Origin of the sequence: Geobacter grbiciae (genome assembly GCF_018531165.1) — a bacterium.
Lineage (GTDB): Bacteria > Desulfobacterota > Desulfuromonadia > Geobacterales > Geobacteraceae > Geobacter > Geobacter metallireducens.
This window is the reverse complement of record NZ_JAHDIW010000002.1, coordinates 209,263-222,762: the sequence shown is the minus strand read 5'-3', so window position 1 is coordinate 222,762 and position 13,500 is coordinate 209,263. Positions and strand designations below refer to the sequence as shown.

The 13,500-nt window shown below is 52.4% G+C and carries 12 protein-coding genes; 11 read left to right on the top strand and 1 reads right to left on the bottom strand.

Translation table 11 applies throughout. The features are described from left to right. The first annotated feature begins 276 nt into the window (after positions 1-276). From KJB29_RS19250 to KJB29_RS19245, 11 genes are all read left to right on the top strand, one after another. Positions 277-504, top strand: coding sequence for a hypothetical protein (locus tag KJB29_RS19250; RefSeq protein ID WP_246560351.1), 228 nt, complete (start codon positions 277-279; stop codon positions 502-504). Positions 505-532: 28 nt separating this feature from the next. After that, a complete protein-coding gene (locus KJB29_RS04420) occupies positions 533-3,118 on the top strand; it encodes a secretin and TonB N-terminal domain-containing protein (RefSeq protein ID WP_215733557.1) in 2,586 nt (861 codons plus the stop codon). Between the two features lie 26 nt (positions 3,119-3,144). Further along, a complete protein-coding gene (locus KJB29_RS04415) occupies positions 3,145-3,630 on the top strand; it encodes a type II secretion system protein (protein ID WP_215733556.1) in 486 nt (161 codons plus the stop codon). Positions 3,631-3,649: 19 nt separating this feature from the next. Continuing rightward, on the top strand, positions 3,650-4,054 hold the full coding sequence (locus KJB29_RS04410; RefSeq protein ID WP_004511989.1) for a type IV pilin protein: 405 nt from the start codon (positions 3,650-3,652) through the stop codon (positions 4,052-4,054). A 51-nt stretch (positions 4,055-4,105) separates the two neighbouring features. Next, positions 4,106-4,777: a cell division ATP-binding protein FtsE gene (gene ftsE / locus KJB29_RS04405; RefSeq protein WP_215733555.1), complete on the top strand. Its 672-nt coding sequence runs from the start codon at positions 4,106-4,108 to the stop codon at positions 4,775-4,777. Beyond that, positions 4,764-5,714: a permease-like cell division protein FtsX gene (gene ftsX, locus KJB29_RS04400; RefSeq protein ID WP_215733554.1), complete on the top strand. Its 951-nt coding sequence runs from the start codon at positions 4,764-4,766 to the stop codon at positions 5,712-5,714. Before ftsE ends, ftsX begins: the two co-directional genes overlap by 14 nt. Beyond that, positions 5,711-6,895: a murein hydrolase activator EnvC family protein gene (locus KJB29_RS04395; RefSeq protein ID WP_215733553.1), complete on the top strand. Its 1,185-nt coding sequence runs from the start codon at positions 5,711-5,713 to the stop codon at positions 6,893-6,895. The genes ftsX and KJB29_RS04395 overlap by 4 nt, the downstream gene beginning before the upstream one ends. A gap of 27 nt (positions 6,896-6,922) precedes the next feature. Beyond that, positions 6,923-8,254 (top strand): S41 family peptidase, encoded by a 1,332-nt coding sequence (locus KJB29_RS04390; protein WP_215733552.1) that lies wholly within the window; start codon positions 6,923-6,925, stop codon positions 8,252-8,254. Between the two features lie 148 nt (positions 8,255-8,402). Continuing rightward, the gene (locus tag KJB29_RS04385; RefSeq protein ID WP_011365878.1) at positions 8,403-9,041 is read left to right on the top strand and encodes an AfsR/SARP family transcriptional regulator; all 639 of its coding nucleotides are present in this window, start codon (positions 8,403-8,405) and stop codon (positions 9,039-9,041) included. 332 nt (positions 9,042-9,373) lie between these two features. Continuing rightward, positions 9,374-10,972, top strand: coding sequence for a hypothetical protein (locus KJB29_RS04380; protein WP_215733551.1), 1,599 nt, complete (start codon positions 9,374-9,376; stop codon positions 10,970-10,972). Between the two features lie 128 nt (positions 10,973-11,100). Further along, entirely contained in the window at positions 11,101-12,063 is a 963-nt protein-coding gene (locus KJB29_RS19245; RefSeq protein WP_215733550.1) for a divergent polysaccharide deacetylase family protein, read from the top strand. 10 nt (positions 12,064-12,073) lie between these two features. On the opposite strand, the gene KJB29_RS04370 is transcribed toward KJB29_RS19245, so the two are convergent. Then, positions 12,074-13,483, bottom strand: coding sequence for a ParA family protein (locus KJB29_RS04370; RefSeq protein ID WP_215733549.1), 1,410 nt, complete (start codon positions 13,481-13,483; stop codon positions 12,074-12,076). Between the last annotated feature and the right edge of the window lie 17 nt (positions 13,484-13,500).

Genomic DNA, 13,500 nt, shown 5'->3' with positions numbered 1-13,500 from the left:
CCTCCGACGAAGGTCAGCCGTTCCCCAAAACCTTCCAGAGCGGTTGCAACCGACGACAGAAAACTCAGGCTTGATCTTCTTGAATGTACTTCGAACCGGTTTGCCGGTTTTCGACGAAATATATTTCGTCCTATTTTCCGTGGCGAAACGAAGCAATCGCGTCTAGTACCGTTGACCTTGCCGAAGGCCGTTCCGCCGCCTCCTCCGCCTGCAGCTCCAATGGCGCTGCCGCCCCCGATGCCGGTCGCTCCGCAACCGCCGCAGGTGGTGCGGGACATGGCAAAATTCACCTTCCTGGGGTTTCTCAAGAAGGATAACCACAAAACCATCTTTCTTGCCCGTGACAAGGAGATTATCCTGGTACGCCTGGGCGACAAAATTGCCGGGAACTACGAAGCGACAACCATCACCGATGAGGCGCTGTCAATCCGCTCTCTTACCGACGGAAGCGAGATGGTGATTCCCCTTGTCGAGAACCGGCCTCTCGCCGGCCAGATACGATGAACGTCCGATGGTTTAAGGAGCCGCATACATGAGGATCATCTTCAAGATAATAGCTTTCTTGTCCTTTTTTGCTTTCCTGTCAGGGTGTGGGGCCGGACTAACTGCATTCAGCAAGGGAGAGCGGCTTGAGCGGGAAGGAAAGCTCGACGAGGCTGTCATCAAGTATTCCGAGGCGGTCGCATCCAATCCGGAGATGAACGAATACCGCATGAGGCTCCTCAAGACGAGCGAGGAAGCGGCGCTTCGGCATCTGAGCAAGGGAGATGAGTTCATTGCCCTCAAGAATTACGATGCAGCGCTTGTCGAGTACCAGGCAGCAGTTGCCCTCGATCCGTCGCTTCAACGGGCGAAACAGGAGAGCGACAAGCTCGTTCGCCAAAAGAATTCGAGAACCTATTTCAAAGAAGGACAGGATTTTGAACGGGGTAACAAACCAAGAGAAGCACTCCAGGCCTATCGCAAGGCACTTGACCTCGACGGGCAAAACAAAGAGGCAAAGGAAGCCCTTGAGCGTCTGTTGAGCACAAAAAAAACCCGACTGGAAGGGTATGAGCTGAATCTGAAGTCCACAAAGCCAATTACCCTGAAATTCAAAGACGCAAACCTGAAAGACGTCTTCTACATAGTTACCCAACTTTCCGGAATCAACTTTATCTTTGATGACACAATCAAGGACCAAAAAGTAACGATTTATCTGGAAAATGCAAATTTCCAGCAGGCCCTCGACCTGTTGACCAACATGAACAAGCTCGGTAAGAAAGTGCTGAACGAGAGCACCATACTCATCTTTCCTAAAACACCCGAGAAATCAAAGCAGTATGAAGATCTGGTCGTCAAGACGTTTTTCCTGAACACCCTCGATGCCAAGAAGGCGGTGAACCTTCTCCGGACGATGCTTCAGGTTCGCAAGGTTTACGTTAACGAAGAGTTGAATGCTATTGTTGTGCGTGATACGTCTGAACTGGTCGATGTGGCGGGCAAGATTCTCGAAGCCAATGATGTTCCCGATGCCGAGGTGCTGCTGGACGTTGAGGTCATCGAGGTGTCGAAACGGAACATAGAGAACTTTGGCCTCGCCCTGAGCAAATATGCCGTGTCCCTGAATACCCAGACACCGGGCGGGGGGTTCCTGAATGATACATTTTCAAGGGCATCGGTGAGTTCAAGCACAGGAACTACTATACAGGGAACAGCTGGGAGTGAGTTGTTGCAGACGTTCTCATGGAACGGTTACAGCGGATTTATGACGGTCCCCAGTGCCTCGTACAGTTTTGGCAAGAGCATTACCAACGCGGAGGTGCTTGCCAATCCGAAAATCAGGGTCAAGAATCGGGAAAAATCCAAGTTCACCGTTGGTACCCGCGTGCCGATTACAACCACGTCAACAACCGGTACAACCGGCGGCTTCAGTGTGAACGTCCAGTACGTGGATGTCGGCGTCAAATTGAACGCTGAACCGACCATCATGCTCAATAACGAGGTCTCTATCAAGCTGGGACTTGAGGTCAGTTCGATTATCGATAAGCAGACAGTGGGCGGAACGGACTCTGCGACAACAGTCGTAACCATCGGAACCCGTAACCTCGATACGGTCTTGAACCTCAAGGATGGAGAAACAAGTGTCATTGGTGGATTGATTGAAGACAACAAGCAGAAGGGAAAGCAGAAAATCTTTTTGCTGGGTGATATCCCCATCATTGGCCCGCTTCTATCCAACAACTCCAACGATAACCAGAAGCGTGAACTGATTCTCGCCATTACTCCGCGTCTGGTCCGTTCCGTCACCGTTCCCGAGCCTGATCTTGTTTCCTTCTGGTCCGGCAAAGAAGACGATCCCTCGGTTGTCAAACCATTCGCTTCATTTGAGCTTGAGCCGGAGTTTGCCATCGGCCAACCCAAAAACGTCAAGCAGCCGGCAGCATCGCCTGCACCGGTTCCTGCTTCTGTCTCTGCACCTGCCCAGAGAGTTGCACCTCTACAACCCGTTCCCGGTAGTCCGGCACCCACGGCAGCCCCGCAGACAACGACTTCCCCGGAAGTCAAACAATCGGCAGCGCCGGCTCCAGGTCAGCAGCCTGCCCCGCCGTCCACAGTGCAATCCCAGGCGGTTGCGCCCCTTCCCGTACCGGCTTCTCCTGCGGCTCCTGCCGCGACGGTGGCAGCAGCGTCTGCCGTCCCTGTTGCTGCAGCACCTGCGCCAGCCGTGCGCGGAAGCCTTAATATATCTGCACCGGCAGCTGTAAATCTCGGCTCCCAGTTCAAGGTCGAGATCAGGGTTTCCGACGTCAAGGGCCTCCTTAAGGCGCCCTTTGTCCTTATCTACGACCCGATTTTCATAGATTATGTGGGGGCAGTCGAAGGGACGTTCCTGAATCGGGATGGTAAGCCGACCAGCTTCAACGCCCAGGTAGATAAGGCGAAGGGAAGAGTGACTATTACATTGGCACGAACTGGTGCTGAAGGCATCGACGGTGCCGGTTCGCTCCTCACCGCGACCTTCACTGCCAAGAACAAGGGGCCGGCCAGCCTCGGCCTCCAGAGCGTGAACTTCACTGACCAGGCAAATAAGCCGATTGATGTCGTACCCTACAATACGGTTGTCGAAGTTAAGTGAGCGTGAAGTTTATCGGTGTTTCGACAGTGAGGTATATACGAAACCGTAAGGGATTGAGCTTTATTGAGCTCATAATGACTGTAACCATTCTCGGTATACTGGCGACAGTGATAGTTCCCTTTACCCAGATGACCGTCAGGCGGAACAAGGAGCTTGAGCTGCGCAGATCCCTCAGGGAGATCCGCACTGCCATAGACGAGTACAAAAAAGCCTATGACGACGCCCACAAGGGGAAACAGATCCTGAATGAGACAGGATATCCCGAAACCCTGGAGGTTCTGGTTACGGGTACCGATTTCGGCGGCGAAGCGAAGTCGACCAAGAAAAAGTTCCTCCGGAGGATTCCCGTAGATCCCTTCAACCGTCCCGCGTCAGGGGAAAAGCCCGAATGGGGTCTGCGTTCCTACAAGGACGAGCCCGATAGCACGACGTGGGACAATTCGGACGTGTATGACGTCTATTCCCTGAGCGAGGGTACGGCCATCGACGGGACAAAATACAAGGACTGGTAACGTGCCGAGCTTCCGAAAAATGCTAACAAAAAGCAAAGGCTTTACGCTTGTGGAGTTGATGATTGTTGTGACCATCATCGGCATCCTGGCCACCATTGCTGTGCCGAGCTACAAGTGGAGCCTCATCAAGGCGAGAGAGGCAGTGTTGCGGGAGAACCTCTACAGCATCCGAAGCAGCATAGACCAATTTTACGCCGACCAGGGGAAGTATCCCGATACGCTTCAAGATCTTGTCGACAAGAAATATATCCACGGTTTACCGACGGATCCCTTTACCAGGAAAACTGACAGCTGGGAAACTATCGCCCCCCCGGCTCCGACTGGCGGGGCGGACGCCGGTAAACAGGAAACCGGCAATGTCTACGATGTCCATAGTGGTTCTGATCTGGTGGGAACTGACGGGAAACCGTATAAAGAATGGTAACGCGTTGCGGGTAACAACCGCACGGAGGCAGTGACGAGGAAAGAGGATACGATGATTCAGTTCCACAATGTTTTCCTGTCGTATCAGAGCGACGCAGCAGCTTTGAACGACGTTTCCCTCAAGGTCCCCAAAGGGGACTTTGTTTTTGTTACCGGCCCTTCCGGTGCGGGGAAATCGACCCTGCTGAAACTGGTCTATGGGGCGCTTACCCCCTCGCGTGGGCAGGTCCTCATCGATGGGCAGAATATCACCCGACTCACCCGGACACAGATTCCGCTCCTGCGCCGAACCATCGGCGTTGTTTTCCAGGATTTCAAGCTCCTCCCCAACCGGACGGTTCTGGAAAACGTGGCCATCACCCTTGAGGTTCTTGGCTGGAGCAAGCGCGATATCGGCAAAAAGGTCTACCATGTACTGAAACAAATGGGGATAGAGCACAAGATCAACGCCACCCCCCTAAGGCTTTCCGGAGGGGAGCAGCAACGGGTCGCCCTGGCCCGGGCGCTGGTGAATGAGCCGAAGATTCTCCTGGCAGACGAACCGACCGGCAATCTGGACGACGAGAACAAGGAACAGATTCTGTCCATATTCCGGGAAGCGAACATCAAGGGTACCACGGTGGTGGTGGCGACCCACGACCGCCGGGTGATCGAGAACAGCCATAGGCGCGTTATCGTGCTCGATAGGGGCCGCGTTGCGGAGGATACCGATGTCCCGAAATAAGCCGTCCATTCGTCCCGCCATGTCCAGTGACGGGGTAGGGGGGAGGATCCGCTACTTCTTTGCCCGGGCACTCCTCAATATTCGTCAGAACGTTCTGGTGAACGTTCTCGCCATCGGTACCATAACCCTGGCGCTTCTTATCGTTTCGCTGTTCCTCCTCATTTTCGTGAATCTGGAGTCTACGACCGATGAGTGGAGTGGGAAGATTCAGGTGACCGCATATTTCAACACTGAGCCAACCCCTCAGGAACTTTCTGCTATCATGACGAGGGTGAAGGCCATTGATGGGACTGATAAGGTCGGGTACGTCAGCAAACAGGAGGCCATGAAGCGTTTTCGCGACCGTCTGAAGGACCAGGAAACTCTTCTCGAAGGGGTTCCGGCTGACGTGCTTCCTTCTTCCATCGAGATAACTCTGAAGCGTAATAGTCGTGAAGATGCTGCTATGGAGGCTTATGTCGGCAGGCTCAAAAAAGTTCCCGGCATAGCGGAGGTCCAGTATGGCGAAGAATGGGTCAGGCGCTTCAATACGTTCATGAACTTCCTTCGCTTTGTGGGAGCGCTCCTTGGAGGATTCCTCCTGATGGCAGTGCTCTTTATTGTGTCAAACACCATAAAATTGACAATCTACGCCAGAAAAGAGGAGATTGAGGTGATGGAGCTTGTGGGGGCCACCCGATTTTTCATCAAGGCTCCTTTCCTCATTGAGGGAATCATCCAGGGCGCTGCCGGAGCAGTTCTGTCACTTCTCATTCTTGTGGCTGCTTTTTTCGGTTTTCTCCACAGCGCGACGAATTTCGTCAACTTCTCCTCGTCGGTATCGGGGCTTTCATTCCTTCCTCCATTGTATATTGCCGGAATTCTTGCCGGAGGAGTGGTCCTCGGGTTCCTTGGCAGCCTCACTTCCCTGAAACGATTCATCAATAACCCGCAATGAGATGGCTACAGTCCATAACCGCTTTGCTGGTGGTGCTCCTTGCGGCGGCTGCAGCCGATGCTGATGTGCGTGACCAGTTGCAGGGGGTTAAGAAGGAAATCAAGGAGAAGAAGCAACTTCTGAAAAAGACCACAAAGGTGGAGCAGCAGGTGTCGGGCGAACTGCAAGCCATTGACCGGAACCTCAAACAAAAGGAAGCTCAGTTTGCGTCCCTTGCCAGGGAGCTCCAGGGCGTGGAGCGAACCATCTCCAAGACCGAGACGGAAATTAATACTGTACGGAATGAAGTTGAGCAGAAAAAGCATGAGATTGAGCGCCGACTTGTTGCCGTCTATAAAGCCGGGGAAATCGGTAATGTGAGGGTTTTTTACTCCTCTGAGTCGTTCCCCCAGATGGTAGAAAATCTGCGGTACATGAGGTCGGTCATTGATAACGACCGAAAACTCTTTGCCGACTACAACAAGAAAATTGTGGAGCTTTCAAAGCTTAAGGTGGTACTCGAAAGCGATGCCAACCGTAAGGAACGTCTCAAGATCGGCATCGAGCAGAAAAAGCAGGAGATCGCAGGCGAAAAAAACAAGAAGGCGGCCTATCTCGTCAAGGTGCGGCAAGACAAGCAGGCCCATCTGGCGTCCTTGCGTGAGCTCCAGGCCAACGCCGGAAGGCTTCAGGCAATGGTGCGAAAGCTTGAAGCCATGAGTAGAAAAAGCTATACTTCAGCTGCTCGGAAACCATCGGCAAAAGGGATGTCGCCGGTACTTCCTCCCATTTCGGACAAGGGTTTCGGTGCTCAGCGGGGGAGACTGTCGCTGCCTGTTGGTGGCAAAATTGTGAGCGGATTTGGACGTCATAAACATCCGGAATTCAATTCCTACACAGTAAGTAATGGTGTTTCCATAGCAGCCCCCTCTGGTGCCGATATCAAGGCTGTCTACGAAGGCAAAGTCATTTTTGCAAACTACTTTAAAGGTTACGGTAATATGGTGATTGTTGATCATGGCGGGGGATTTTTCAGCCTTTACGCCCATGCTTCGCGAATCGCCAAACGGGTGGGAGCAGAGGTGGCGAGAAACGAGACAATCGCCAGTGTCGGGGATGTCGATTCCCCGCGGGGTGATATGCTCTATTTCGAGATCCGTTATCAGGGACGTCCGGTCGATCCGGCGTCATGGTGCAGGTAGACTTAACTAATCATCGCGGGAGGCATGATGTTTGGAACCAGGAAGGGTAAAAAAATTGCGCTGTTGGCGGTAGTGCTCTTTGCGATGCTTGCGGGAGGAGGCTTTGTTGCCCAGAAACACTGTGCGGCACAGGCCGGAAACGATTATGAGTCCATCGAATTATTTACCGATGTCCTCGCCATCGTAAAAAAGAGTTACGTCGAAGAGGTCGATACCAAGAAACTCATCTATGGGGCCATCAACGGTATGTTGTCATCTTTAGATCCCCATAGCTCCTTTATGCCTCCTGATATGTACAAGGAAATGAAGATAGACACCAAGGGATCCTTTGGGGGACTCGGCATAGAGATAACCATCAAGGATGGTATCCTGACGGTTATCTCGCCAATTGAGGACACCCCAGCTTTCCGTGCCGGAATCAAGGCTGGCGATCAGATTTTGAAGATTGATGACCGCTTCACCAAGGACATGACCATTATGGATGCCGTAAAGCGAATGCGCGGCGCGAAGGGGACCAAGGTCATCCTGACCATCGTGCGGGAGGGATTTGACAAGCCGAAGGACTTCACCCTCGTACGTGACATCATTCAGGTTAAGAGTGTCCGTTTCTCGTCTCTCGACAATGGTTATGGTTACATCAGAATAGCCCAGTTTCAGGAGAAGACAGATGATGATTTGGTGAAGGCCCTTGCGACGCTGAAAGAGGAAAATGGCGGGTCCTTGAAGGGGCTTGTCCTTGACCTTCGCAACGATCCTGGCGGGCTTCTGGACCAGGCGGTCAAGGTTGCAGACCATTTTGTCGAGCAAGGACTTATTGTCTATACAGAAGGTCGGGAGAAGGATTCACGGATGCAGTTCAACGCCCACAAGGGAGGAACGGAACCGGCCTATCCGATGGTTGTGCTCATTAACGGTGGCAGTGCGAGTGCTTCTGAGATCGTTGCCGGTGCCTTGCAGGACCACAAGCGGGCAGTCGTTATGGGGACGCAGAGTTTTGGCAAGGGTTCGGTGCAGACAATCATTCCGCTTTCTGATGATTCGGGACTGCGTCTTACCACAGCACGTTACTACACGCCGAACGGGCGATCGATCCAGGCAAAGGGAATAACCCCTGACATCATTGTGGAACGTGCCGAAATTCAACCAACCGAGAAAAAGGATGGTCATATCCGGGAAAAGGATCTGGAAAACCACTTCGAGTCCGGAGAGAAGGTGGAGGGGGAAGACAAGAAAACGGAGAAAGGGAAGGTTCCCGCCGCCAAGAGTGATGATCAGTTGAAAGGAGATTACCAAGTGTTGCGCGCGCTTGATCTCCTGAAAGGATGGGAAATCCTTAAGACGATGAATAGGGCTAATTAGGTCTATTAGCGGGGCAGAAGTAAAAAAGAGGGGAGTCCATCCCCTCTTTTTTTATGCGTCTGTTTTTAAAGGGAGCATTTCTTGACTCATTTCTCCTTTTGTAGTACAAAACGTGAAATTGTTTGTAATTTAATTATGGTTAATAAAAATGAACCCACAGCCTTCAGGTGCAACGGTTGATAAAGGATCGGTCAACCCTGAGCAGATTTCCATAAAAACCTTCGGTGGACTGGGACTTTCTTATCTCAATTCCCCAATGACCATTTTATGGGAAAGCCAGAAGGCGAGGATACTCTTCTGCTATTTGCTCATTTCCTACGACCAGTGGCTCCACAGAGACAAACTCATTGACATGTTGTGGCCTGGCTGTGACCCGGTCTCCGGCGCAAAGAATTTCAAAACCACCTTGAGCAGACTCCGCAAGTCATTTATGGGCCCGCGCAGTATTAATCCCATTATGACTCTTGGTGAAGCCATCCGTCTCGATTTCAATATTTTCTCCCTTGATTCGAGCCAGTTCAAAGGATACGCTCAGACCGGAATCAAGATGCTGGCTCGTGGAGACATCTCCGGAGCCAGGAGATATCTCGAAGCTGCTCAGGATGAATATTCTGGGGAGTTCCTTCCCGAGGAGCCCTTCGATCATCATATCTGCGCTGAACGAGCGGAACTTGAAAGACTTCACGAATCAGTCCTTACTTCTCTTCAAAAGGTTTACCAACTCGAGGGCAACAACGATGCCGTTGAAGCCATTTCCTTCCTCAAAGCCGTTCACACAAACAGCTGATCTATCTATAGAGCTGCCAGGCTAAACCTTCATGTGCACAAATGCATCTGAGGGACCATATTTTTTGGCATCGTATGTGCTTTACCCTCAATCAAGAGATTGTTTTTCGTGGTGAATCTCGGCCCAAAAGGCTCTGCCACTCATGCCATTCCTGGTTGCGTCGCTGCAATTGCGTCAATTAGCGTGATTGTTTTTCTGAAACGGCCATTTTTGAGGCAATAATCGTAATAATCAGCAGACAGCATACCAGGTCATGAATGCCATGGTAATCACACCTCTGGCATGGTATCCCGGATTTCTGCTGAACGATTCTGTTTTACGGAGGAAAGTGAATGAAAGTCAAAAGCCTTTCCCTTCTTCTGTTGGGTGCTCAACTAATCATTTCTCCAATGACTTTTGATGCCGCGGCATCCTGCACTGGTCTCAACCTGGTGGATATGGGCAACGGGAGATACAGGGTCGTTGCTCTCGGCCTCATCAATGTTGGCGCTATTGATTTTACGCTCACTTACGACAAGGCATCATTGTCGAGCCCTAAGGTTGTCAGTGGTGACTTAGCCACATGGCTGGTTTTCGTGCCGAATGTTGTAGAAACGTCTGGAACGGTACAGGTAGTCATGGTCAATGAGCCTCCTGTTTCCGGTTCAGGCACGGTGGCAACTGTTACATTTTCTCCAGTCAGCACGTCGTGGGGAAAACCGGCGTTCACCTGCCAGTTAACCGGTCTTGACGCATCGAATCAACCAATTGAGAGCCCCTTGACGAGTGAAGCCGGTAAAGATACTACTGGCTTATCTTCAGGCACGGGAGGTTCCACAAACACAGGTTCCACAAACACAGGTTCCACAAACACAGGTTCCACAAACACAGGTTCCACAAACACAGGTTCCACAAACACGGGTTCCACTGACACGGGCTCCACAAGCACAGAAAATTATCCCGACAAGAGTTCCTCAGACACGGGTCCCGCGGACAAAGGCTCCTCGGGCAGGGTTTCCTCAGGTCTGGCTCCCTCAGTCACAAGTTCCTCGGACAAGGGTTCAGCGGACAAGAGTTCAGCGGACAAGAGTTCAGCGGACAAGGGTTCAGCGGACAAGGGTTCAGCGGACAAGGGTTCAGCGGACAAGGGTTCAGCGGACAAGGGTTCAGCGGACAAGGGTTCAGCGGACACGCAGGGTTCCAAGATACCGTTTGTAGCTCAAGGTACAATAATATTACCAGAGGTACCACAGTCGCCCTTGGAACATACATCGCCCGATGCACAGGAGCCGACTTTGGGCGACCAACCCGCGCAGTGGCAACCAGCTCCCGAGGCTGCCGACCGGGAGGACAGAGAGTATCAGCCTCCGACAGCGCCCATTTCTCCACATACGGTCCCTGCCACATCGGTACAGGAACAAAAATACACAGTTTTCAAGAGCGTGCTTGAGCGATTCAAGGGTTATTCGGGTGACAGGACACCAAAAGCTCTCAGGGCGTTGTTTGATGAGCCCGTGGCCACATCAATCAAGCAGGATCCTCCGATATGCATTACTGACGGGAAGATGATGATAAAAGTCCTGCTTGAATTGCCTGAAAGCGGCAGTCATGCGCCAAATTTCGCCCTGAGAGGAGCCCGCCTCACGTCCTTGCAAAAGCAGGGAGACAACCGCTGGCTGATAGAAGCCGTTCCTGAAGCAGGAAAAATTGAGGCTACGCTTACCATCGTAAATGGGGAGAAAATTGTAGATTATCCTTTAACCGTCGCTCCGAGGGTGGATGTCGATGTTGACAAAAACGGTGTGACGGATGAAGGAGACTTTTCACTCTTCCTTTCCAAGAATGGAGCCGCCAAGGTGCCGGCATATGACCTCAACGGTGATGGAAAGCATGATTATATAGATGACTATATATATACCGCCAATTACTTGGCGGCTGGCGGAGGCAAATAGAACAAAAAGTAAAGTTCCCTGTATGGACAAAAGCCCGCCCATACAACGGCGGGTTTTTTTGTTCGTTGCCCGCCAGAACTGCGGTGTGTTATACACTACCAGCGTACATACCACTTACAGGATGATTTGTGGCTACATCTCGAAATGGCAAAATCAAGGTAAACAGAAAAAAAGGCGGACGTAATTCTCGTCCTCTTGTTGGTTTCATTGTTCTTGCAGTCCTGGTTGTTGCGGCGGTGTTCCTTATTGATGGCCTGCTTAATCAGAAGCGCCCAGAGAAAAAACCGGAACCTCCAAAAGTCGTGGCACGGCATAAGCTCCCGCCCCGGGAATCCGCGGCGGAAAAGGAACCCGTTGTCCATGAGGACTATACGGCGACAGTGGTGCCGCCACCGACTGAGCGGCATGTCCGCCCACGTCCTGCCGGTTCCGGAAATCTCGCTATCATCATTGACGACATGGGAAAGGGTATGCAAGAAGCCCGTTCGATCATTGACATCGGCGTACCGGTGACGTTCTCTATTATCCCGGGGCTTCCGAAGGTGCGTCAGGTTGCCCAAGAGGCACAACGGCGCGGGATCGAGGCAATGATCCATCTTCCCATGGAGCCGAAGGGGTATCCGGAGCGCCGTCTCGAGGAGAACGGTCTTCTTCTCAGTCAGAGTAACGATGAGATTGTGGTCCGGATGAACGGTTATTTCAAGGAAGTCCCCCAGGCGGTTGGCGCCAACAATCACATGGGGTCGGCATTCACCGAAAACAAAGAGAAGATGGCGATAGTGCTGAGAGTGCTGAAGGAGAAGGGGCTGTTCTTTGTCGACAGCAAGACGTCGGCAATATCTGTGGGAGAGTCGACTGCACGAGAGATGGGCTTGAGAACCGCGTCACGATCCGTCTTTTTGGACAATATTCAGGATGTTGGATATATTTCAAAGCAGATCAGGCAGGCTGCTTCCATCGCTCGCAAAAGGGGCAGCGCCATTGCCATCTGTCACCCCCATCCCGCCACTATCCAAGCCTTAGCAGCAGAACTGCCGAAGTTGCGGGATGAGGGTGTCACCTTTGTCCCCGCGTCATCCCTGGTACACTGAACCGTTTCCGTCAGTTGGGGGGCAGGACCTGCTGGGCAATCCTCTGTCTGAGGCGTGCGAACCCTCGGTAGCATTCTTCTTGGAGGATCGCTTCCGGCTTTTCCTGGTGAACAGGGTGAACGAGCAGAAAAGAGTCGGGTGAGGCATCCAGACGGTTGCCAAAGGTTTCAGATAGCAATGAAAACAGCCTGCTTTTCTCCCTGGTCAGCATCCCCCCCTCAAATTCCCGCAGAGGATAGGCCTTTTTAAGAAGATGTACCCCATCGAGGCCAAAACGGTGGAAATCGACTGTTGTGCCGCTGCCATTGGTCACCGGCCTGAAGACGAACGCCGATTCCCTAGCTGCATCACGCATGATCTGAAGAGTGGGATCGTCATCCGCAAGATTGATGTCCAGGTTGTAGACGTTCGTCATGAGAAGACGGAAGAAGCACTCTTCTTCGAAAAAACCGGCGGCACTGCCGTCGGAGACCTCAAAGTAAAAAGAAACCCTGTCACTATCTTTGCCCGAGACGGGGCGTCCACAGAGAAGACACTCCGACTTGATCCCCGATAGTCTGGCAAAGAAGGCTTCTTTCTTCCTAACTTCCTCACTCTGGAGCCACTGGTGGAAGAGAAAGGCGCGGGGTTCGGCGGTTGCTCGGAATTCAGTGATAATCGTCTGGGCAAGTTGGGCGAATTGGCCGTGGACTTCCGTCCACTTGGCATGGGTGAGGATCGGGTAGATCTTTCCGTCCGGGTTTGTATTGAGGCTCTCCACCTTGGGGCTCTTGGAGATGTAGGTTTCGAAACAACGATAGCCCCGGTTGATGGCGTAGGCCTTCAGGAGGGTCTTTTGGTCGGCGAAGGGGCCATCGAACTTGATTCGCTCGTCGACGAGACAGGGGATGAGCGAAAGACTCTTGCGATCAAGGCCTCGCTGCTCGAACAGGGCGAAAATGTTACGACAGTTCTCAAGGCTTGGCATGTCCTTGACAGGTATAATGGCCCGGTCGGCTGCAAAGAGTGCATTCTGTGTCAGGATGTCCAGATCGGGCCGGGTATCGATGACAACTACGCCGGGGATTCGGGAGAGAGCCAGAAGCCGCGCGAGCATCATCGGCGTTTTGACGGTTCCTTTGAGGTCTGAAAGATTCGGCGATGAGGGGATGTAGCCGACTCCGTATTGACCGGTGTGAATCAGATCTCTTCCCGGAGTTTCAAGGAGGAGGTCGGCCACGGTGCCGGTCGTGCGCTGTCCCCTGATTTCGAACATCCGGTCGACGGTGAAATGGTTGTCGAAAGAGAGGATGGAAACCGGCAGGTTTTCATCGAGAGCTTTCAGGTAGATGGCAAGATTGGTTGCGAGGGTGGTCTTGCCGACCCCCCCCTTTTCCGAGGAGACGGTAATGACGTATGGATAACTCTGCATGGCGACCATACTACACTGAGGGGACA

Excerpts from the sequence above, each read along its gene's own strand:
- KJB29_RS19250 (WP_246560351.1), top strand. The coding sequence starts at position 277 with ATGGCAAAATTCACCTTCCTGGGGTTTCTCAAGAAGGATAACCACAAA.
- KJB29_RS04420 (WP_215733557.1), top strand. The coding sequence starts at position 533 with ATGAGGATCATCTTCAAGATAATAGCTTTCTTGTCCTTTTTTGCTTTC.
- KJB29_RS04410 (WP_004511989.1), top strand. The coding sequence starts at position 3,650 with ATGCTAACAAAAAGCAAAGGCTTTACGCTTGTGGAGTTGATGATTGTT.
- ftsE (WP_215733555.1), top strand. The coding sequence starts at position 4,106 with ATGATTCAGTTCCACAATGTTTTCCTGTCGTATCAGAGCGACGCAGCA.
- ftsX (WP_215733554.1), top strand. The coding sequence starts at position 4,764 with ATGTCCCGAAATAAGCCGTCCATTCGTCCCGCCATGTCCAGTGACGGG.
- KJB29_RS04395 (WP_215733553.1), top strand. The coding sequence starts at position 5,711 with ATGAGATGGCTACAGTCCATAACCGCTTTGCTGGTGGTGCTCCTTGCG.
- KJB29_RS04390 (WP_215733552.1), top strand. The coding sequence starts at position 6,923 with ATGTTTGGAACCAGGAAGGGTAAAAAAATTGCGCTGTTGGCGGTAGTG.
- KJB29_RS04385 (WP_011365878.1), top strand. The coding sequence starts at position 8,403 with ATGAACCCACAGCCTTCAGGTGCAACGGTTGATAAAGGATCGGTCAAC.
- KJB29_RS04380 (WP_215733551.1), top strand. The coding sequence starts at position 9,374 with ATGAAAGTCAAAAGCCTTTCCCTTCTTCTGTTGGGTGCTCAACTAATC.
- KJB29_RS04370 (WP_215733549.1), bottom strand. The coding sequence starts at position 13,483 with ATGGTCGCCATGCAGAGTTATCCATACGTCATTACCGTCTCCTCGGAA.